Origin of the sequence: Pseudomonas sp. AA-38 (genome assembly GCF_029457475.1) — a bacterium.
In the GTDB taxonomy this organism is placed as follows: domain Bacteria; phylum Pseudomonadota; class Gammaproteobacteria; order Pseudomonadales; family Pseudomonadaceae; genus Aquipseudomonas.
The window spans coordinates 2,447,091-2,467,994 of the sequence record NZ_CP120359.1 but is presented as its reverse complement, the minus strand read 5'-3'; the positions used below and the strand labels follow the sequence as shown (position 1 = coordinate 2,467,994).

Annotated in this window: 21 protein-coding genes and 2 pseudogenes; 21 read left to right on the top strand and 2 right to left on the bottom strand. The window is 63.6% G+C overall.

Annotated elements, in window-relative coordinates; translation table 11 throughout:
- Positions 1–12 precede the first annotated feature (12 nt).
- The 5 genes from asnB to PVE35_RS11220 all read left to right on the top strand — a co-directional run bounded on the left by asnB (position 13) and on the right by PVE35_RS11220 (position 4,898).
- Entirely contained in the window at positions 13–1,866 is a 1,854-nt protein-coding gene (gene asnB, locus PVE35_RS11240; RefSeq protein WP_277374667.1) for an asparagine synthase (glutamine-hydrolyzing), read from the top strand.
- A gap of 85 nt (positions 1,867–1,951) precedes the next feature.
- Complete coding sequence (locus tag PVE35_RS11235; RefSeq protein ID WP_122109873.1) at positions 1,952–3,151, top strand: MFS transporter; 1,200 nt, start codon at positions 1,952–1,954, stop codon at positions 3,149–3,151.
- A gap of 13 nt (positions 3,152–3,164) precedes the next feature.
- Positions 3,165–4,091: a LysR family transcriptional regulator gene (locus PVE35_RS11230; RefSeq protein WP_277372376.1), complete on the top strand. Its 927-nt coding sequence runs from the start codon at positions 3,165–3,167 to the stop codon at positions 4,089–4,091.
- 157 nt (positions 4,092–4,248) lie between these two features.
- On the top strand, positions 4,249–4,593 hold the full coding sequence (locus PVE35_RS11225) for a toxin (protein ID WP_196622127.1): 345 nt from the start codon (positions 4,249–4,251) through the stop codon (positions 4,591–4,593).
- Complete coding sequence (locus PVE35_RS11220; protein ID WP_196622128.1) at positions 4,590–4,898, top strand: transcriptional regulator; 309 nt, start codon at positions 4,590–4,592, stop codon at positions 4,896–4,898. Before PVE35_RS11225 ends, PVE35_RS11220 begins: the two co-directional genes overlap by 4 nt.
- Before the next feature lie 412 nt (positions 4,899–5,310).
- Here the strand turns inward: PVE35_RS11220 and PVE35_RS11215 are convergent, their stop codons facing one another.
- On the bottom strand, positions 5,311–6,162 hold the full coding sequence (locus PVE35_RS11215; RefSeq protein WP_277374666.1) for a universal stress protein: 852 nt from the start codon (positions 6,160–6,162) through the stop codon (positions 5,311–5,313).
- Positions 6,163–6,176: 14 nt separating this feature from the next.
- A complete protein-coding gene (locus tag PVE35_RS11210; RefSeq protein ID WP_277374665.1) occupies positions 6,177–7,664 on the bottom strand; it encodes a SulP family inorganic anion transporter in 1,488 nt (495 codons plus the stop codon).
- Between the two features lie 530 nt (positions 7,665–8,194).
- Between PVE35_RS11210 and PVE35_RS11205 the strand changes: the two genes are divergently transcribed.
- From PVE35_RS11205 to PVE35_RS11130, 16 genes and pseudogenes are all read left to right on the top strand, one after another.
- Positions 8,195–10,186 (top strand): conjugal transfer protein TraG, encoded by a 1,992-nt coding sequence (locus PVE35_RS11205; protein ID WP_277374664.1) that lies wholly within the window; start codon positions 8,195–8,197, stop codon positions 10,184–10,186.
- Positions 10,183–10,617, top strand: a complete 435-nt coding sequence (locus PVE35_RS11200) for a CopG family transcriptional regulator (protein ID WP_014596911.1) — start codon at positions 10,183–10,185, stop codon at positions 10,615–10,617. Before PVE35_RS11205 ends, PVE35_RS11200 begins: the two co-directional genes overlap by 4 nt.
- Before the next feature lie 59 nt (positions 10,618–10,676).
- The gene (gene trbB / locus PVE35_RS11195) at positions 10,677–11,645 is read left to right on the top strand and encodes a P-type conjugative transfer ATPase TrbB (RefSeq protein ID WP_277374877.1); all 969 of its coding nucleotides are present in this window, start codon (positions 10,677–10,679) and stop codon (positions 11,643–11,645) included.
- A 52-nt stretch (positions 11,646–11,697) separates the two neighbouring features.
- Positions 11,698–11,958, top strand: a pseudogene (locus PVE35_RS11190) (TrbC/VirB2 family protein); the annotation flags it as partial.
- Positions 11,955–12,227 carry a VirB3 family type IV secretion system protein gene (locus PVE35_RS11185; protein WP_277374662.1) on the top strand — a complete coding sequence of 91 codons (273 nt, stop codon included), beginning with the start codon at positions 11,955–11,957 and terminating at the stop codon, positions 12,225–12,227. The pseudogene PVE35_RS11190 and the gene PVE35_RS11185, both read left to right, overlap by 4 nt.
- Before the next feature lie 10 nt (positions 12,228–12,237).
- Entirely contained in the window at positions 12,238–14,673 is a 2,436-nt protein-coding gene (trbE, locus tag PVE35_RS11180; protein WP_277374661.1) for a conjugal transfer protein TrbE, read from the top strand.
- The gene (gene trbJ, locus PVE35_RS11175; protein WP_277374660.1) at positions 14,670–15,404 is read left to right on the top strand and encodes a P-type conjugative transfer protein TrbJ; all 735 of its coding nucleotides are present in this window, start codon (positions 14,670–14,672) and stop codon (positions 15,402–15,404) included. The genes trbE and trbJ overlap by 4 nt, the downstream gene beginning before the upstream one ends.
- Before the next feature lie 12 nt (positions 15,405–15,416).
- Positions 15,417–15,602, top strand: a complete 186-nt coding sequence (locus PVE35_RS11170; RefSeq protein ID WP_277374659.1) for a hypothetical protein — start codon at positions 15,417–15,419, stop codon at positions 15,600–15,602.
- Complete coding sequence (gene trbL / locus PVE35_RS11165) at positions 15,599–16,759, top strand: P-type conjugative transfer protein TrbL (RefSeq protein ID WP_277374658.1); 1,161 nt, start codon at positions 15,599–15,601, stop codon at positions 16,757–16,759. The genes PVE35_RS11170 and trbL overlap by 4 nt, the downstream gene beginning before the upstream one ends.
- A 12-nt stretch (positions 16,760–16,771) precedes the next feature.
- Positions 16,772–17,478 (top strand): annotated as a pseudogene (gene trbF, locus PVE35_RS11160) (conjugal transfer protein TrbF).
- A complete protein-coding gene (trbG, locus tag PVE35_RS11155; protein ID WP_277374657.1) occupies positions 17,475–18,461 on the top strand; it encodes a P-type conjugative transfer protein TrbG in 987 nt (328 codons plus the stop codon). Before trbF ends, trbG begins: the two are co-directional and overlap by 4 nt.
- Positions 18,462–18,463: 2 nt before the next feature.
- A complete protein-coding gene (locus tag PVE35_RS11150; protein WP_277374656.1) occupies positions 18,464–19,729 on the top strand; it encodes a TrbI/VirB10 family protein in 1,266 nt (421 codons plus the stop codon).
- Positions 19,726–19,959 carry a DUF2274 domain-containing protein gene (locus tag PVE35_RS11145; protein WP_277374655.1) on the top strand — a complete coding sequence of 78 codons (234 nt, stop codon included), beginning with the start codon at positions 19,726–19,728 and terminating at the stop codon, positions 19,957–19,959. The genes PVE35_RS11150 and PVE35_RS11145 overlap by 4 nt, the downstream gene beginning before the upstream one ends.
- Before the next feature lie 74 nt (positions 19,960–20,033).
- On the top strand, positions 20,034–20,330 hold the full coding sequence (locus PVE35_RS11140; protein ID WP_346772065.1) for a type II toxin-antitoxin system RelE/ParE family toxin: 297 nt from the start codon (positions 20,034–20,036) through the stop codon (positions 20,328–20,330).
- Between the two features lie 17 nt (positions 20,331–20,347).
- Complete coding sequence (locus tag PVE35_RS11135; protein ID WP_090337702.1) at positions 20,348–20,635, top strand: HigA family addiction module antitoxin; 288 nt, start codon at positions 20,348–20,350, stop codon at positions 20,633–20,635.
- A 44-nt stretch (positions 20,636–20,679) separates the two neighbouring features.
- Entirely contained in the window at positions 20,680–20,853 is a 174-nt protein-coding gene (locus tag PVE35_RS11130; RefSeq protein WP_157782029.1) for a hypothetical protein, read from the top strand.
- The last annotated feature ends 51 nt before the right edge of the window (positions 20,854–20,904 follow it).

The following is a 20,904-nucleotide window of genomic DNA, read 5'->3' as shown; positions in this document are numbered from 1 at the left end:
AGGAGAACGATTATGTGTGGAATCACTGGATGGCTGTCCTACAGCCAGAATCTGGAAACGCAACGCGACACCCTGCAGCGCATGACCGACACCATGGCCCTACGCGGGCCGGATGCCGGCGGGCTGTGGATCGATGGCCCGGTCGGCCTGGGTCATCGGCGCCTGTCGATCATCGACCTGGAGGGCGGTCGCCAGCCGATGACGGCGATGCACGGAGGCCCGCGCGAGGTTGCCGCGATCACCTACAGCGGCGAGGTCTACAACTTCCGCGAGCTGCGCACCGAACTGCAACGACTTGGCCACCGTTTCGAGACCCGCAGCGACACCGAGGTGGTGCTGCGTGCCTATGTCGAATGGGGCGAGGCCTTCGTCGAGCGGCTCAACGGCATGTATGCCTTCGCCATCTGGGACCTGCGCTCGCAGGAACTGCTGCTGATCCGCGACCGCATGGGCGTCAAGCCGCTGTATTACTTCCCCACCACGGACGGTGTGGTGTTCGGCTCCGAGCCCAAGGCGCTGCTGGCCAACCCGCTGGTACCGCGCAAGGTGCGTGCAGACGGCCTGCGCGAGATCCTGGAGATGGTGAAGACGCCGGGCCATGCCGTGTTCGACGGCATGCGCGAGGTGATGCCAGGCGAGATCGTGCGCATCCACCGCCAGGGCCTGGGTCGCCGACACTACTGGAAGCTGGAGGCACGCGAGCACGAACACACGCTGGACGAGACCATCCGCCACACCCGCGACCTGCTGGAGGACATCGTCGATCACCAGATCGTCGCCGACGTGCCGCTGTGCAGCCTTCTCTCCGGCGGCCTCGACTCCTCGATCATCACCGCGCTGGCATCGAAGAAGCTGCTGGCCGCCGGCAAGGAGAACATCCGCTCCTTCTCCGTCGACTTCGTCGATCACGGCAGCGGCTTCACCGGCGACGCCGTGCGCGGCACCCCGGATGCGCCCTTCGTGCGCGACCTGGTGGAGAAGATCCGCTCCAGCCACCAGGAGATCGTCCTCGACAGTCGCGAGCTAGCCGATCCGGCGCTGCGGGCACAGATCGTTCGCGCCCTCGACCTGCCACCGGCGTTCTGGGGCGACATGTGGCCATCGCTCTACCGGCTGTTCCAGGAGGTGCGCAAGCACTCGACGGTGGCGCTGTCCGGCGAGAGCGCGGACGAGGTGTTCGGCGGCTACCGCTGGTTCCACGATCCGGAGGCGATCCAGGCCGACACCTTCCCCTGGCTGACCTCGGTCACCGGCAAGTACTTCGACGGCAAGACCCTCTTAGACCCGGGCCTGCTGGCCCAGTTGGACATGCAGAGCTTCCTGCGCGACAGCTACGTCCAAGCCAACGCCGAGGCGCCTGTACTGCCCGGCGAAAGCGCGGTGGACCAGCGCATGCGGCAGATGAGCTACGTCAACCTGACCCGCTTCGTGCAGACCCTGCTCGACCGCAAGGATCGCATGAGCATGGCCGTCGGCCTCGAGGTGCGGGTGCCGTTCTGCGACCACCGCCTGGTCGAGTACGCCTTCAACATCCCCTGGGCGATGAAGGCCTTCGACGGGCGGGAGAAAAGCATCCTGCGCGCGGCGACCCGCGACCTGCTGCCCGAATCGATCAGCGAGCGGGTCAAGAGCCCCTACCCCTCGACGCAGGATCCGGCCTACGAGCAGGCGCTGCGTGACGCCCTGGCCGCCATCCAGGCGGATCGCAATGCGCCGGTGACGCCCCTGCTCGACAGCGGCCGTATCCAGCAAACCTTGGCCAAGCCGCTCGGCGGTGTCTCGCCCATGTACGAACGCATGGGCATGGAGCTGGCGGTCGGCCTCAACACCTGGCTGAACGAGTACGACGTCAGCCTCGAACTCTAGTCCCCAACCGGATGCGGCCCCGGTGCGGGGCCGCATCCATTCGCTGTACCACCCACGCGTTCCTGCAACGCAAGCGAGTCCGAGCATGCACACACCCAACCAATCACCCATCTACCTCATAGCGCTGGGGGCCTTTGCCCTCGGTATGGCCTCCTACGTCACCGCCGGGTTGATCCCGATGATCGAGGCCTCGTTCGCAGTCTCCGTCGCGGTGGCCGCACAACTGGTCACCGCCTTCACCCTGGCCTACGGACTGGGTTCGCCGATCTTCGTCGCCCTGACGCCGGCGCATCGCCAGCGCGCCGGCCTGCTGCTGGCCCTGGGCCTGTTCGTCATCGCCAACGCCGCCAGCGCGCTGGCCGAGAGCTTTACCGCGCTGATGGTCTGGCGCGCCATCGCCGGTATCGGCGCCGGTGTCTACCTGGCCATGGGCATCGGCGCCTCGGCCGCCGTGTCTTCTCCTGAACGGCGTGGCAAGGCCATCGCCATCATCATGGGTGGCATGGCCAGTGGCGTGGTGCTCGGCGTTCCGCTAAGCCTGCTGATCGCCGAACAGCTCGGCTGGCAGGCCGCCCTGTGGCTGGTCACCCTGCTTGGCCTGGTGGCCTTCTTCGGCCTGCTGCTGAAGCTCCCTTCCCTGCCGGCAGCCACCGCCACCACGCTGGGCCAGAAGCTGGCTATCCTCGGCGACGGCCATGTGCTGGTCATCCTGCTGGTCTCGCTGCTGGCCGCCATCGCCAGCCTGGGCATGTACACCTTCATCGCCCCGCTGCTGGCTGACCCAGCCTACGGCGCGGTGCGTTCGGTCACGCCCTATCTGTGGGTCTGGGGCATCGGCGGCGTGCTGGGCAGCTTCCTGATCGGTCCGCTGGTGGATCGCATCAAGGGCCCGGTGCTGACCTTCGCCATCATGCTGATCCTCGCCGTATCGCTGTTCGTGCTGCCGCTGGCGGCGGCCCTCAGCACCTGGCTGGTGATGCTGCCCATCGCCCTGTGGGGCGCGGTCGGCTGGGCGCTGCAGGTGCCGCAGAACAACGAGCTGATCCTGGCGCGCCAGGCCCAAGGCGACGGCAACCTGGCCATCGCCCTGAACGAGTCGGCGCTCTACTTGGGCAGCGCCATCGGCGCCGCGGCCGGCGGCTTCGTGCTGCTGTTGCAGATGCCCACCTGGACCCTGGCCGCCAGCGCCGGTGGTGTCGCCGCGCTGGGCGCCCTGCTGCAGATCGTCAACCTGCGTCGCCAGCCAACCTGGAACGGCGACGTGCAAGCCGAACCCTACAACTGACGGAGGAAAGGCCGTGGAACTGCGCCACCTTCGCTGTTTCATCGCCGTCGCAGAAGAACTGCACTTTGCGCGTGCCGCCGCGCGCCTGCATATCGAACAGTCGCCCCTATCGCGGATCATCAAGGAGCTGGAGTACCGCCTGGGCGTCCAGCTGTTCGAGCGCACCACTCGGCGCACGCGCCTGACCTGGGCCGGCAAGGTGCTCTTGGAAGAAGCGCGCCGGGTGCTGGCCGTGGTCGACCAGGCCAAGGCCAGCGTCAAGAGCGCAGCGGCCGGCTACCGTGGGCGTATTCGCGTAGCACTGTCCGACGGTATTCCCCAGGCGCGCCTGGCGGCCCTGCTCGCCCAGTGTCGCGAGGAAGAACCGGAAGTCGAAATCTGTCTGTCGGAAGTCACCTTTAGCGAACAGGTCAGAGGCCTGAGCGACGACCTGTACGACATCGGGCTTGCACAGTCCGAAGAGGTTGGCGATGGGCTGGTGGCCGAGCCGGTCTGGTTCGACCCACTGGTTGTGGCGGTACCTGCGCGCCACCCACTGCTGAGCTACCGGCGCGTGCCGCTCAACGAGGTGGTGCGCTACCCGTTAGTCCTTTGCGATCCGCAAGTTTGCGAAGGTTTCTGGCAACAGTTGCAGCGGGTGCTTGGCGCCGTAGATACGCGACTGACTATTGCCGACCGCGTTCCAACCCTGGATCTGATGATGGCGTTGGTGGCCGCGGGTTACGGCCTGGGTTTCTCCAGCCTGGCGCGCATCAACGAACTCAACAATCCGGACGTCGTGGCCAGGCCGCTAGACGGCTGCGCATCGATGCTAACCACCTACTTGGTAAGGCGCGAAGGCGAACCGACCGAACAATTGGCGCGGTTTATCGGGCGGGTGAGCCCGGCGGAAAGCCAGGCGTTGCTGCCGGATCACACATCACAGAAGGAAATCGCCTGATCGCCCCAGGCACTAGATCTCCCCTCGCGGCGAGCCCTCTCAGAAGAGCGTCTTAGCGGCAGCCCAGCCAGGCTGCCGCATTTCTTATATCTGGCCACCTGCTCATTTCTTGACAAGAAGATAGCCACCATTAAACATACGCAAATAGCGTACACATATGAAAGCATTGTTCGTTGAACTGTCACCCTTTGAGCGCAACCGAAAAGCCTACCTGGATGACGGCGAATACTCGCTATTCCAACAGATGCTCTTGGCCAACCCGGAGGCAGGCGCAGTCATCGCCAACAGCGGTGGTCTGAGGAAGGTCCGCTTCGGATCGGCCAGGCGCAACAAAGGGAAGCGCGGTGGCGTTCGGGTGATTTACTACTACTGGCACAGCTGTCTGCAGTTCTGGCTCTTCACCCTGTATGACAAAGACGAACTCGATGACCTGAGCAGTGACCAGCGCAGACAGTTGAAAGCGCTCCTTGAGCGCGAAGTGAAGACGAGGCAAGCACCATGACCAAACGCGATATTTTTTCCGAGCTGATCGAAGGCTTCGATGACCTGGCCGCAGCACGTGAAGGCAAGCGTACGCTGCGTACCCACAAGGTCGAATACACGCCAATCGAGCCCGCGACAGGTGCGGAAATCGTCGCACTGCGCGAAAAGCTGAAGATGTCTCAGGGTGTATTCGCCCAGGCCATTCACGCCAAGCCTGCGACCCTCAAGAACTGGGAGCAGAACCGCTCAAAGCCCAACGATCAGGCCACTGTCTTGATCCGTATCCTGAGCAAGCATCCAGAACTCATACGCGAGCTGGCGTAGATCACAGAGCGCTGTTGTTGCCTGTAATAGCAGTCAGTCGGCAGAACCACTCGCCGGGTACCCAAATAAATTGGGAAGCGAAATGAAGCGGGCGGTATGCAAAGGCCTTCGCCACAACTCGTTTCGCCCTCAGGCAACGTCTGCAGGGCGCTGATGGCTCCGCGCCCTGTCACCTCGATCATCCAGACTACCCATTTCGAGATGATCTGGAGCGAAAAGTAATCAGCGTCAACCGGATTACAACGTTGTTAGCCGAATAGTTCCCAGCGCTGAGGGTGAACCCTACTATCAGATAGGGAGCGACCTGCGGTCACGGACTGCCGATCACAACCGGCAGAAATTGGCCAAGAGCTGCCTGTCGGAACAGGCAGCTGAAGAGGAAAATTCGCGCGCTCTCCCCCCTCACAGCAATCTAGCGCAATAGAAGCAATGGGCTGGTAGTAGTGCGCAGCATGTGGGCAGTGGTGCTCCCCACCAGGAACTGCCGGATTCGAGAATGCCCGTAGGCGCCCATCACGAGCAGATCAATACCGTGCTCTTCTTGGTAGGCATGCAGTGCGGGTTCAACCTCCCCAGTCCGGATGGCCGTATGTACCTTGTGCCCTGCCGAGGTCAGTGTTGAACAGGCCGCCTCCATCTGCACTGCATTCTCTGTCGTCTCAGTTCCGACCATCACCAGATGAATAGGAAGTCCTTTCATTAAAGGGCTGGCGGCCAACATCTCAACTCCCTTGCGCGTGGTGGCGCCGCCATCGAAAGCTAGCATCACGCTTTCCGGCTTCTTGAAGCTGGCCGGCGTTACCAGTACAGGACGGTGCATGATTCGAATGACACTTTCCAACTGGCTGCCGACGTGTAGTTCGGCACCGTCACTGGACTCGCCCTGGCGACCGATCACCAGCACGCGGATGTCGTTTTCAAGCTCGCGCAGGCTTTCCAGAAGATCGCCATGGCGCTGCCTGGTTTCCGGCGAACTCACGCCGTCGGCGATGGCCCGCTCCTTCGCGGCAGCGAGCATGACGAGGCCTTGTTCCAGAGCCAGCTTGTTGCGTTGCTCGTCCAACGCGGCGAGTTCATCCAGCAGATGCTCTCGACTGCCCAAACCGATGTTGCCGCTCAAATTGGCGGACACCGGATACTGGCGTTGATCCAATACATGCAGGAAGGTGAGCGGGGCATCCAGGCGCTGGCTGGCCCAGGCCGCATAGTCGCAAACAGCAGGGGCGGAGGCGGAGCCGTCAATGCAAGCGGTAACGTAGGTCATCGTTGTTCTCCTTGTCAGTGGCCCATGAGTTGGTCGATGGCATCGGGTTTGTCGTGCACACCAAAACGGTCGACGATAGTGGCGCTGGCCTCATTGAGGCCCAGCACCTCGACCTCGGTGCCTTCGCGGCGCAGCTTGACCACCACCTTGTCCAGAGCAGCGACGGCAGTGATATCCCAGAAGTGAGCGCGACTCAGGTCGATGGTCACCTTGCTAATCGCTTCCTTGAAATCGAACGCCGCAACGAACTTGTCGGCCGAGCTGAAGAACACTTGGCCAATCACCTTGTAGGTGCGGTGGTCGGCCGCTTCATTCAGCTCTGAGCCAATCGCCATGTAATGACCGACCTTGTTGGCGAAGAACATCGCAGCCAGCAGAACCCCGACCAGAACGCCATAGGCGAGGTTGTGGGTGAAGACCACCACGACCACAGTCGCAACCATCACGATGTTTGTGGAGAGGGGGAATTTGCGCAGGTTACGCAGCGAGTCCCAACTGAAGGTGCCGATAGACACCATGATCATCACCGCCACCAGCGCGGCCATTGGTATCTGGCTGACCCAGTCACTGAGGAAAACCACCATCAGTAGCAGCACTACTCCCGCGATCAGTGTGGAAAGACGGGTACGGCCTCCGGATTTCACGTTGATCACCGATTGTCCGATCATGGCGCAACCGGCCATGCCGCCCATAAGGCCCGAAGCAATGTTGGCAACGCCTTGACCTTTGCACTCGCGGTTCTTGTCGCTGGTGGTATCGGTCAGGTCATCGACGATGGTCGCGGTCATCATCGACTCCAGCAGACCGACCACAGCCAGTGCTGCCGAGTAAGGAAAGATGATCGCCAGGGTCTCGAAGGTCAGTGGCACGTCAGGCCACAGGAAGATCGGGAGCGTATCCGGCAGTTGGCCCATGTCGCCGACGGTGCGGATATCCAGTCCGAGATAGATGGCAACTGCGGTCAAGACCAGGATGCACACCAACGGTGAGGGAATCACCTTGCCGAGCTTGGGTACATAGGGAAACAGGTAGATGATGCCGAGGCCGGCAGCCGTCATGGCGTAAACGTGCCAGGTGACATTGGTCAGTTCAGGTAGCTGTGCCATGAAGATCAGGATCGCCAGCGCATTGACGAATCCGGTCACCACCGAACGAGACACGAAGCGCATCAACGAGCCGAGCTTCAGGTACCCGGCGGCGATCTGAAGCACTCCACACAGCAGCGTGGCTGCCAGCAGGTACTCCAGGCCATGGTTCTTGACCAGGGTCACCATCAGCAGCGCCATCGCCCCGGTTGCCGCCGAAATCATGCCGGGTCGACCGCCAACGAAAGCGATCACAACGGCGATACAGAACGACGCATACAGGCCGACCTTGGGATCGACACCCGCGATGATGGAAAAGGCGATGGCCTCCGGAATCAGCGCAAGCGCAACGACGAGACCGGCGAGCACATCGCCTCTCAGATTCGAAAACCAATTCTGTTTGATTGTCTGCAACATCAGTAAATCCAAGGCAATGGACGCGACAGCACAATGCCAAGACGGCGTGCAGGAAGCGTCAGGTTCAAGTTGTAGGAGTCACGTGGCGCCGTGTGGAACGGCAGATTTGCTACAGGCGCAGCAAGACGAATCAGTCGGTAAGCCGAGCTGACTCAGGGAGGGGGCTAAGCGTTATGGCGGCGTAGGCAGCCAGGCAGAGATTTTCGAGGCGTTCATGCTGTCAGGTATTGAGCAGTCAGAGCAGGAAAGAGCGCAGACCATACCACGGTGAGCTCAGTCTTGCGACATTAGGGCAAAAGTTAGAGCCTAAGCTTGAGTTATGCCGATGACTACTTTTTGGCCGATATCTCCCGTTCGATGTACGTCATACCTTGCTAAGTTTATCCGTCAACCGCCATACCCTGCGGTGCTATTCCACTCTTCTTAATCTCCACCGAAACGGTCTTTGACCCCTACTCCCCCAGTACCGAACCTCTCGCCCGCGGCACATCTGCGTGCCGTGCGTTTTGCCTGGGAGGTCGGGTTCAGGGATGCATGCAACAACGGTTCTGTACGGCCAAGTGCTGGTGGTGTTGGCCATTACCCTGTCCGGGGTGTGGGGTGCTACGCAGTGGACGGCGGCCACGCTCGGCTATCAGGCGCGCCTGGGGGCACCCTGGTTCGATCTGCTGGGCACGCCGGTGTATCACCCCTGGCGTCTATTCGAGTGGTGGTTTGTCTTCGATGCCTATGCGCCGGATGTCTTCAACGTCGGCGGCAGCATCGCCGCCTGCAGCAGCCTGCTGGCGTTGGTGGTGGCCATCGGCATGGCGATCTGGCGGGCGCGCCAGGCACGCCGAGTCACCACCTACGGTTCGGCGCGCTGGGCCGATGCGGATGAGGTGCGCAAGGCCGGCCTGACCCAGCCCGCGGGCGTGTTCCTCGGCCAATTCGACGATCAGTATCTGCGCCACGAAGGCCCCGAGCATGTGCTGACCTTCGCGCCCACGCGCTCGGGTAAGGGCGTCGGCCTAGTGGTGCCTACCCTGCTCTCCTGGCCTTCCTCGGCGGTCATCCACGACATCAAGGGCGAGAACTGGAGCCTGACCGCGGGATGGCGCTCACGTTTCTCCCACTGTCTGCTGTTCAACCCCACCGACCTAGCTTCGGCAGCCTACAACCCGCTGCTGGAAGTGCGTCGCGGTGCCCACGAGGTACGCGACGTGCAGAACATCGCCGATATCCTGGTCGACCCCGAGGGCGCGCTAGAGCGGCGCAACCACTGGGAGAAGACCAGCCACGCGCTGCTGGTCGGTGCCATCCTGCATGTGCTCTACGCCGGCCAGGACAAGACCCTGCGCGGCGTGGCCAACTTCCTCTCCGATCCGGCCTGCACCTTCGAGCTGACGCTGCACCGGATGATGACCACGCCGCACCTGGGTGATGCACCGCATCCGGTGGTGGCCTCTGCGGCGCGGGAGGTGCTGAACAAAAGCGACAACGAGCGCTCGGGCGTGCTGTCCACGGCCATGTCCTTCCTCGGCCTGTACCGGGACCCTACGGTCGCTGAGGTCACCTCGCGCTGCGACTGGCGCATCGCCGACCTGATCTCGGCCGAGCATCCGGTGTCGCTGTATCTGGTGGTGCCGCCCTCGGATATCAGCCGTACCAAGCCGCTGATCCGCCTGATCCTCAATCAGGTCGGCCGGCGCCTGACCGAGTCGCTCGACGGCTCCGATGGCATCGAGCGCCGGCACAAGCTGCTGTTGATGCTCGATGAGTTTCCGGCGCTGGGGCGGCTGGATTTCTTCGAGACAGCGCTGGCCTTCATGGCCGGCTATGGGCTGCGCGCGTTCCTGATCTCGCAGTCGCTGAACCAGATCGACAAGGCCTACGGCCAGAATCACTCGATCCTCGACAATTGCCATGTGCGGGTGACCTTCGCCACCAACGACGAACGTACTGCCAAGCGCATCTCCGAGACCCTCGGTACTGCCACCGAACTGCGCGCGCAGCGCAACTACGCCGGCCACCGTCTGGCGCCCTGGCTGGGCCATCTGATGGTCTCGCGCCAGGAAACCGCCCGCCCACTGCTGACCCCGGGCGAGGTAATGCAACTGCCCAGCGACGAGGCCGTGGTGATGCTCTCCGGCCTCGCACCGATCCGTGCGAAGAAGCTGCGCTACTTCACCGACGCCAACTTCCAGAGCAGGGTGCTGCCGGTGCCGCGCTTGCAGCCGGGCGGCTATGCCGACGCTCCGGCGCCACGCGCGGACGACTGGAGCGGCCTGACCGTGCCTGCGTCCGTTGCCGTGTCGCCGGCCGACCTGAGCGATGACGAAACCATTGAGGACGGCGGCCCGCGCCGTCAGCCCGAACTGGCGGAGCTCGCCCAGTTCCCGGGTCACGACGAGCTGGCCGGCGACCTGCTGCTGCTCGACGAGGATGACGTCCCCGCCCCCTTCCCCACCCAGCCGGACCCGCGCCTGCAGCGCGTGGCGCGGCTGGCCGCCCTCGACCCTGACGATGGAATAGCCCTATGAGCCGAGCCCGCCTCAACCTGTTTATACAACCCGAGCATGCGAAGCGCCTGAACGAATTGGCAATCACCAAGGGCGTGTCGAAGTCCTCGATCATCGCTGCGGCGTTGGCCTCCTGGCTGTCGCCCGAGTCCGGTGAGCAGCGCGAGGTGGCCATGGCCAAACGCCTGGATCGCCTGTCACGTCAGTTCGAGCGCTTGGAGCGCGACCAGCACATCCTGATCGAGACTGTGGCGCTGTATGTGCGCTACTACCTCACGGTCAGCACGCCGGTACCAGAGGCGCATCAGGAAGCAGCACGCGCGCAGGGCAAGCTGCGCTTCAGCCAGTTCGTCGAGCAATTGGGGCGCCACCTGCAGCGCGGACGCAGCCTGGTCAGAGACGTGCACGAAGAGGTTCAGGCAGAGGCCCAAGTCTCGGGAGAGCGTCCATGACTGTCGCCTCGTCCCCTATGCTGAGTGCAGCGGCAGCTTCTCTGGATCGCCGCACGCGCATGTTGCGCACGGCAATGGGCCCGCTGATTGCCGCGGCCCTGGATGATCCGGAAGTGGTCGAGGTGATGCTCAACCCCGATGGCGTGCTCTGGCTGGATCGACTGTCCGCTGGCCGCGCCCATCTGGGCATGCTAGCGGCTGCCGATGGTGAACGGATCATCCGCCTGGTGGCAGCGCATGTCGGCCAGGAGGTACATCGCAACAAGCCGCTACTGAGCGCCGAGCTGCCAGAGACTGGCGAGCGCTTCGAGGGTCTACTGCCGCCAGTGGTGGCCGGGCCGACCTTCGCTCTGCGCAAACGCGCCGCTGGCGTCATCCCGCTGCAGCAGTACGTGGCCGACGGCATCCTGAGCGCCGAGCAGGCAGAGCACCTGCGCGTGGCAGTGCGTGACCGGCAGAACATCCTGGTGGCCGGCGGCACCAGCAGCGGCAAGACCACCCTGGCCAATGCATTGCTGGCCGAAGTAGCCGGTAGTGGTGATCGCGTGCTGGTGCTGGAGGATACGGTCGAGTTGCAGTGTCCGTCCCATGATCACGTCGCCCTGCGCACCAAGCCCGGCGTGGTCTCCATGGCAGATCTAGTGCGCAGCACGCTGCGCCTGCGCCCCGATCGTGTGGTGGTCGGCGAGGTTCGTGGCGGCGAGGCGCTGGATCTGGTCAAGGCCTGGGGCACCGGCCATCCCGGCGGTATCGCCACCATTCACGCTGGCTCTGCACAGGGCGCACTGCTGCGCCTGGAGCAACTCATTCTGGAAGTCGCCCTGACCGCGCCGCGGGCGTTGATCGCCGAGGCGGTCAACCTGGTGGTGTTTCTCGCCGGGCGTGGCCGCACGCGCTATGTCCAGCAGATCGCCCGCGTCACCGGCTATGACGAGCGCGGCTATCAACTCACTTCCATCGCCCCCGCATTCATTCCTTCGCTGACTCAGGAAAACAGCCATGACTGCCTGCCATCCACGCGCTGCTAATCGTCGTCGCCTCATCGGAGCCTTGTCGCTCGGAGCCCTCTGCCTGGGCGCATCCCTGCCTGCGCTCGCTGCTGGCTCCGGCATGCCATGGGAGGGACCGCTGCAATCGATCCTTGATTCGGTACAGGGTCCGGTGGCGCGGATCATCGCGGTGATCATCATCATTACCACAGGCCTGACGCTGGCGTTCGGCGACACCAGCGGCGGCTTTCGCAAGCTGATCCAGATCGTCTTCGGCCTGTCGATTGCCTTCGCCGCGTCGTCGTTCTTCCTCAGCTTTTTCAGCTTTGCCGGCGGGGCGGTGATCGCATGAACGGCGAGCGCGAACTCATCCCCGGTTTCGAGGTGCCACTGCACCGTTCGCTGGCCGAGCCGATTCTGCTCGGTGGCGCACCACGCAACGTGGCGATCCTCAACGGCACTCTGGCGGCAGTGGTCGGCCTGGGCTTGCAGCTGTGGCTGCCTGGCTTGGCGCTCTGGTTGGTAGGCCACTCGCTGGCGGTGTGGGGTGCCCGTCTGGACCCGCAGTTCCTCCACGTGTTTGCCCGACACATCAAGCAGCCGTCACTGCTGGATGTGTGAGGAGGCCGCCATGCTGAACCTCACCGAATACCAGCGCCGCCCCGCCCAACTCGCCGACTGGCTACCCTGGGCCGGCCTGGTCGCACCCGGCATCGTGCTGAACAAGGACGGTTCGTTCCAGCGCAGCCTGCGCTTTCGCGGGCCGGACCTGGACAGTGCTACCCAAAGCGAACTGGTGGCCACCTCGGCGCGCCTAAACAATGCCCTGCGTCGCCTTGGCTCGGGCTGGGCGCTGTTTGTCGAAGCCGAGCGTCTGGCGGCGGCGGACTACCCTGACAGCGACTTTCCAGAGCCGTTGTCCTGGCTGGTGGACGAGGAGCGCCGTGCCGCCTTCGAGGCGCACGGAAGCCACTTCGAGAGTAACTACCAGCTTACGCTGCTCTACCTGGCGCCGGAGGAATCGCGCTCGCGCGCCGTCGGCCTGCTCTACGAGCACCGGCCACAGCGCGGCGTCGACTGGCGCGAACGGCTGGCTGCCTTTGTCGCCGAAACGGATCGTTTCTTCGATCTGCTGGACGGGGTGATGCCGGAGCTCGCCTGGCTCGATGACAGCCAGACGCTGACTTACCTGCATGCCACGATTTCGACCCATCGCCAGCGGGTGGCTGTACCCGAGGTGCCTTTCCACCTCGATGCCCTGCTGGCCGACAGTCCCCTGACCACGGGCCTGGCGCCACGCCTGGGTGAGCAGCACCTGCGCACGCTGTCGGTCCGTGGCTTCCCCACCTCGACGTGGCCAGGCGTGCTGGACGACCTTAACCGTCTGGGCTTCGCCTATCGCTGGTCGACCCGTTTTATCTGTCTGGACAAGGACGAGGCCGAGAAGGAACTGGTGCGCCTGCGCCGGCAGTGGTTTGCCAAGCGCAAGGGTGTCCTGGCGCTGCTGCGCGAAGCAATCTTCCAGCAGGAAAGCCCACTGCTCGACAGCGACGCAGCGAACAAGGCCAGCGACGCTGATGCGGCGCTGCAGGAACTCGGTGCCGATCAGGTGGCCTTCGGCTATGTGACGGCCACGGTGACGGTGAGCGATGCCGACGCCCAGGTCGCCGACGAGAAGCTGCGCCGGGTCGAGCGGGTGATCCAAGGGCGCGGCTTCGTCACCATCGCCGAGAGTCTCAACGCGGTGGAGGCGTGGCTGTCGTCGATCCCCGGCAACGCCTACGCCAATGTCCGCCAGCCGCTGATCTCCACGCTCAATCTGGCGCACCTGATGCCGGTCTCGGCAGTCTGGGCTGGCCCAGCACGCAACGAACATCTGGAAGGCCCGCCATTGGTGATCACCCGCACCGATGGCGCGACGCCGTTTCGTCTGGTCACCCATGTCGGCGATGTCGGCCACACGCTGGTGGCCGGCCCCACTGGCATGGGCAAGTCGGTGTTGCTGGCGATCCTGGCCCTGCAGTTCCGGCGCTACCCGGGTTCGCGCCTGTTTCTCTTCGACATGGGGCGTTCGCTGCGCGCTACGGTGCTGGGGTTAGGTGGCGAGCACTATGACCTCGGCGGCGATGGCGACCTGGCCTTCCAGCCCCTCGCGCGCATCGACCAACCCGGCTACCGAGCCTGGGCCGCCGAGTGGCTGGAAGCGCGCTTGCTGCAGGAAGGCGTGGCCGTCGGCCCCGAGCAGAAGGCTGCGCTGTGGACGGCACTCGACAGCCTGGCCGGTGCGCCGGAGACGCAGCGCACACTGACCGGTTTGTCCGTGCTGCTGCAGGACAACGCCCTGCGCCAGGCACTGCAACCCTATGTGCTGGGCGGTACTCATGGCGCATTGCTGGATGCCGACCAGGATCGGCTGGGCAGCGCCGACGTGCAGTGCTTCGAGATGGAGGAGTTGATGCACAGCAAGGCGGCGGTGGCTGCAGTGCTGAGCTACCTGTTCGCCCGTTTCGAGGAGCGCTTCGACGGCGCGCCGACGCTGCTGATCCTCGACGAGGCCTGGCTGTTCCTCGACGACCCGCTGTTCGCCGCACGTATCCGCCAGTGGCTCAAGACCCTGCGCAAGAAGAACGTCAGCGTCATCTTCGCCACTCAGTCGCTGGCCGACATCAAGGATTCCAGCATCGCCGCGGCGATCATCGAGAGCTGCACCAGCCGCATCTTCCTGCCCAACCCGCAGGCGGGCGAGCCTCAGATCCGCGGCATCTACCAGGGCTTCGGCCTCAACGACCGACAGATCGAGATCATCACCCATGCCACGCCCAAGCGTGATTACTACTACCAGTCGCGCCTGGGCAACCGCCTGTTCGACCTCGACCTCGACCTGGGGCCAGTGGCGCTGGCCTTCGCCGCCTCTGCCAGCCCGGCCGAGCAGCGCGAGATCGACCGCATCCTGCAGGCGTCCGGCGCCGCCGATTTCGCTCCAGCCTGGTTGCGTTACCGCGGCCTGGAATGGGCCGCCGACCTGATTACTGCCTATCCCTCGTCACGCAAGGAGTGCCTGTCATGAGATCCCCTGTCCACCGCTTCCCCTGCGCCACGCTGCTGGTGCTTGGCTTGCTGGCTGTGCAGCCGGTCAGCGCCCTGACGGTAATCGATCCGACCAATTTGGTGCAGAACACGCTGACTGCAGTTCGCACCTTGGAGATGTCGAACAATCAGGTTCGCCAGTTACAGAACGAGACCCAGATGCTGCTGAACCAGGCCCGTCATCTGCAGCGACTGGACTACAACGTGGTCAGCCAGTTGCGCGCGAGCTTGGCCAACACCGAGCGGCTGCTCGCCGAGGCACGAGGGCTGGCCTACGAAGTGCAGCGCCTGGATCAGGAGTTCAGCCGACTCTACCCGAACGAGTACACCGGCGACGTCAGCAGCCAACGCCTTGCAGAAGAAGCACGCGAACGCTGGCAGCAGGGCCTCGACGGGCTGCATACGGCGCTGCGTGTACAGGCTCAGATAAGGCAGAACCTGGCCGAGGATGAGAGCGCCTTGGCCGCTCTGGTGCAGCAGAGTCAGTCCGCGGGTGGCGCCTTGCAGGCTGCCCAGGCTACCAACCAACTGCTGGCCCTGCAGGCCAAGCAATCGATCCAGGCACAGCAGTTGCAGATCACCCAGAACCGCGCCGTCGCCTTGGAGCTTGCCCGTCAGTCTGCAGCGGCCGAAGAGGCACGCGAACGGCGGCGGCGCTTTATGGGTAATGGCACGCCCTATACCCCCTACCCCGTGCAGTTCTATCGGTAGGGAGGCGCCCTCATGAAATTCCTGACACTGCTGCCGTTGCTGGTGCTGGTCGCCTGCGGACAGGGCGACAACAGCGTCATGCCTAAGCAAGAAGATGCGACTGAGCGCTTCTACTCCGGCTGCGCCCGGCCCGGCGAATTTCTGCGGCCTACCGACTTGCCCGCGATTCCACCAAGCTTCGACGAGGACGCGCAATGAACGACGTCAGCGTGATCGACCGATTCCTCGAGGTGTTCGGGCTGTATATCGACACCGGCTTCGGCCTGCTCGGCGGTGAGGTGGCCTTTCTCACCATGACCCTGGTGGTGATCGACATGACCCTGGCCGGGCTGTTCTGGGCCATGGGCGGTGAGGACGTCAGCGCCAAACTGATCCGCAAGACCCTCTATGTCGGTGCCTTCGCCTTCATCATCGGCAACTTCAATTCCCTGGCGAAGATCGTCTTCAACTCCTTCGCCGGGTTGGGTCTGTTGGCCTCAGGTTCAGGGTTGAGTCATGCGGAGTTTCTGCAGCCAGGGCGGTTGGCCGCGATTGGGGTTGATGCCGGAGGGCCGCTGATTGAGCAGATCAGCAAGCTAAGCGGCTTTCCCGAAGTCTTCGGTAACCTGCACAGCATCCTGGTGCTGTTCCTGGCCTGGCTGGTGGTGATCGTCAGTTTCTTCTTCCTGGCCATTCAGCTGTTCGTGACCTTGGTCGAGTTCAAGCTGACCACCCTCGCTGGCTTCGTGCTGGTGCCCTTCGCGCTGTGGAACAAGACCGCCTTTCTCGCCGAGAAGGTGCTAGGCAATGTGGTCGCGTCCGGCATCAAGGTGCTGGTGCTGGCGGTGATCGTCGGCATTGGCAGCGGGCTGTTCGCCGAGTTCCAGGCCGTACCGGACGAGCCCTCCATCGACCATGCACTGGTGGTCATGCTCGCCTCGCTGGCCTTGCTCGGCCTGGGCATCTTCGGGCCAGGCATTGCCACCGGCCTGGTCTCCGGCGCACCGCAACTGGGTGCTGGTGCAGCAGCCGGTACCGCGCTAGGCGCGGCAGGTATGGCAGCGGGTGCTGCTGCAGTAGTCACAGGTGTCGGCGGCGCGGTATTGGCCGGCGCCCGTATGGCACCCGGTGCAGCACGCTTGGCAATGGGCGGCGTTCGCTCTCTGGCAGGAGCCTCTTCCGGCGCTTCAGCAAGTGGTGCCCCCGCCACTTCCGATCCTGCGACCGCCCCAGCCAAACAGCCCGACTGGGCCAAGCGCCTGCAGCGCAGGCAGCAACTCTCACAGGCTACCAGCACGGTCACCCACACCCTGCGTGGTGGCGATGGCGGTGGTTCATCACCTGGGCCGCAGATCCGCGACCCATCGAGTTCGTAAAGGAGGACGAGGATGCGATTCAGACGTCCACGGGTGCGCTACAGCGACACCCCTCAACCTGTCACCCCTTACCAGGCAGCGGCACAGGCCTGGGACCTGCGCATGGGCAGCAGCCTGGCGCAGGCACGCAACTGGCGGCTGATGGCCTTCGGTTGCCTGGGCCTGGCGCTGCTGATGGCTGGCGGACTGGTCTGGCGTTCGGCGCAGTCGACGGTGACGCCCTACGTGGTGGAGGTCGACAACCTCGGCCGGTGCGCGCCGTCGGCGAAGCCGCCAGTCCCTACCAGCCCCAAGATGCGCAAATCGCCCATCACCTGGCGCGCTTTATCGAGCAGGTGCGCTCGCTATCGATAGATCCGGTGGTGGTGCGGCAGAACTGGCTGGAGGCCTATCACACCACCACCGACCGCGGCGCAGCCACCCTCAACGACTATGCCCGCGTCAACGATCCCTTTACTCGGGTCGGCAAGGAGTCGGTATCGGTCGAGGTCACCAGCGTGGTGCGGGCCAGCGATAGCTCGTTCCAGGTGCGCTGGATCGAACGTCGCTTCGTGAATGGTTCAGCCGCCGGCCTGGAGCGCTGGACCGCAGTGATCTCGCTGGTAGTGCAACCGCCACGCACCGAGGAAAAGCTGCGCCGCAACCCGCTCGGCATCTACGTCAACGGCCTGTCCTGGAGCCGTGAGCTGGACACTACGGAAGGAGCCAAGAAACCATGAAAACCTCCCTTCACCTCTCAATCTGCACTCTGCTGCTGAGCGTGCTGGCCGGCTGCGCCAGCCAGGAACCACCAGTGATCGCGCTGGATGAACCGGTAGAAGCGCAGCGCCTGCCGGAGCCGCCCAAGCCCATCGAAGTGGTGGAAGTCCCCAAGCCCCTGGCCCTGCCGGCGCAGCTCAAGCCGCTGCCAAAAACTCAACCCAGCAAACCCGCCAAGGAACCGGCCGACGAGCGCGTGCGAGTCTCGCGCGCCAATCGCGAGGCTCGAGTCGCGCCGAGCCGGGAAGGCTATATCAACGCCATTCAGGTGTGGCCTTACTCCGATGGCGCGCTGTATCAGGTGTACGCCAGCCCGGGTCGGGTGACGGCAATCAACCTGCAGCCCGGTGAGGAACTTGTCACCGTGGCCGCCGGCGACACCGTGCGCTGGATCGTCGGTGACACCACCAGCGGCAGCGGCGATGAGTTGCGCACCAGCGTGCTGATCAAACCGACGCGGCTCGACCTCAAGACCAACTTGGTGATCACCACCACGCGCCGCACCTACCTGATCGAGCTGAGTTCCACCGAGCAGGCCTGGATGGCGTCGGTGTCCTGGGACTATCCGAAGGATCGCATGCTCGCCCTGCAACGCCGTGCCAGTGCCGCTCAGGCCGCGGCGCCGGTGGATGCCGGCCTAACGCTGGAGCAGCTGCGCTTTCGTTATGCAATCAGCGGCAGCAATCCTCCCTGGAAGCCGCTGCGTGCCTTCGACGATGGGCGCAAGGTGTATATCCAGTTCCCCGCCGGTATCGCCCAGGGCGAGCTGCCGCCGCTGTTCGTAATTGGCCCCGAAGGTGACGGGCAACTGGTCAACTATCGCTTCCGCTCGCCCTACTACATCGTCGACCGCCTGTTCGGCGCGGCCGAGCTGCGCCTGGGCGCCGACAAGGGTGACGTGGTGCGGATCGAACGCACCGATGGCGTGGCACGGAGGCGCTGAGCATGACGGGTAAGGACAACGACCAAAACGCGGTAACCTCGCTACCGCCCAAGGAGGCGCCGGAGTCGCTGGAGCTGCGAGCCAAGCCGCGTCCGGTCACCCGCCTCAACCCACGCATGCTGGCGGTAGTAGTCGGCGGCCTATCGGCTGCGGTACTGGGTGCCATGCTGTGGTCGCTGCAGCCGCAACAGCGCCGCCCAGGCGCCGAGCCGAACGAGCTATACAACGTCGATCGCGTGGCACGCTCCGAGGGGCTGGAGCACTTGCCAGCAGACTACTCGCAGTTACCGCCTCCACCGGCTCCCGAGATACCGCAACTGGGGCCGCCGCTGCCCGGCGATCTGGGCGGGCCAATCCTCAGGGCGGAGCAGCAGGCGCAAGGTTACGGGCATGGGCCAGATGCCGCCGAAGCTGAGCGCCTGGCCCTGCTCAAGGAAGCCGAGGAAGCAGCGCAGTCCTCGGTATTCTTCCAAACCAGCAGCGCGAGGAAATCGAACGCTGCATCCACTGGGAGTGCCCAACTAGATCCCATGACCCTGGGGATGGCTTCGTCAGGCGCGGTAGCTGCAGTTGCAGGAACGCCAACCCAGCAGGAACGGAACGAGGCGTTTCTCAGTAAATACGTAAACGCACAAATCCGTAATTCCGGCTTGCTGCAGATGCCTGAGTCGCCCTACCAGGTGATGGCCGGCACCGTCATCCCGGCAGCGCTGGTCACCGGCATCAAGTCGGATCTACCTGGCGACGTGATCGCCACAGTGACCGAGCCGGTCTACGACAGTGCCACCGGTCAGCACGTGCTGATTCCCCAAGACTCGCGCCTGCTGGGCCGCTACAACAGCCAGGTGAGCTACGGACAAAGCCGCGTGCAGGTGGTGTGGCAGCGAGTGATCCTGCCGGACACCTCGTCCTTCCAGCTCGACAACCTGGTCGGTACCGATGCCGCCGGCTATGCCGGTCTCGAGGATGGCGTCGACTGGCATTGGGATCGGATTGTCGCCGGCGCGGCCATGACAAGCCTGCTGGGCATCGGTGCAGAGTTGGCGGCACCGACCAGTCGCACCGACGGCGACCGCATCATCATCGCCGGACGCGACAGCCTGCAAGACACGGTGAATCAGGTCGGCCAGAAGGTTACCCGCCGCAACCTCGATATTCAGCCCACGTTGACCCAGCGCCCTGGCCTGCCCCTGCGCGTAATCGTCAATCGCGATCTGGTGCTGCGTCCATACCAGCCCATCACAGCTCAACAAAGGAACCCGCAATGAGCACGACCAAGCTACGCCTCGGCCCGCTGCCGAAAACCGAGAACACAAAGCTTACCTTCACCTGCCCGGCCAGCCTAAAGGTTGACCTCGAGCGCTACGCGGCGCTGCACTCACAGACCTACGGTGAAGAAGTCGACGCCCTGACGCTCATTCCGCACATGCTGGAGGCCTTCATGGCGAGGGATCGGGTGTTCAGGAGAACAAATACACAATCCTGCAGCGGCAATTGATAAGCCTGCATCCCCTCCCAGCTGCCGTGATGACAACGGCAGAAAACCCACACACGGTTGAAAACCGTGACCTAATACATCACACTTATCGCCATGATCGTAAGCTTCCGCACAAAGGTCTACGCATTTTTTTTGAATCTGGCTCAACCAAAGGCATCCGGGCCGACCACGCAAAGCGCCTGGGCCGAATGCTAAGTTTTATGGATAGAGCCAATGAACCCGCCGACCTCGACATCCCCGGTTGGCGGCTACATCCCCTCAAAGGGGAACTGGAAGAGTTCTGGTCACTCACCGTCAATGGAAACTGGCGAGTGATTTTTCGATTCGTGGGTAGCGACATCGAGCTCGTCGACTACCTTGACTATCACTAAACAGGAGGGGGTTATCCATGGCCATGTTCAACCCACCGCATCCTGGTGAAACCCTGCTTGAGGACGTGCTCCCCGAACTGGGCATCAGCATTGCCGAACTTGCCCGCCGCCTTGGCTTTGCGCGGGAATCCCTGTCTCGCATCTTGCACGGCCATGCGCCGGTCAGTCCGGATTTGGCTGTTCGCCTAGAGTTGGCCGGCATCGGCAAAGCTCGCACCTGGCTCGGAGTGCAAGCCGACTACGACCTTTGGCAAGCCAGGCATCGCGAACAGCCGAACATCGAGCGCTTTGCTGCGATTGCTTAGTTCCGTATGGAAGATGACGACTGATAACGAGGGAGGCGACATCGATGAGAAGAAAGATTCTTGGGAGCAATTCAAGCCCACTATCGACCTTCTTCAGGAGCAGCTCTGATACAGCCAAGCGCGCTGCTTACGGCGCAGCAGCTGAGCGCGCCATCGAAAGTCAGCGCAAGGTACTCGAAAAAGCGAAACTCATTCGAGAAGCCAAGGCAATAGCCTGAAGTTTTCGTCGCGCCAACGAGCGCCGCTATCCACGTACGGCTTTGAGGGAT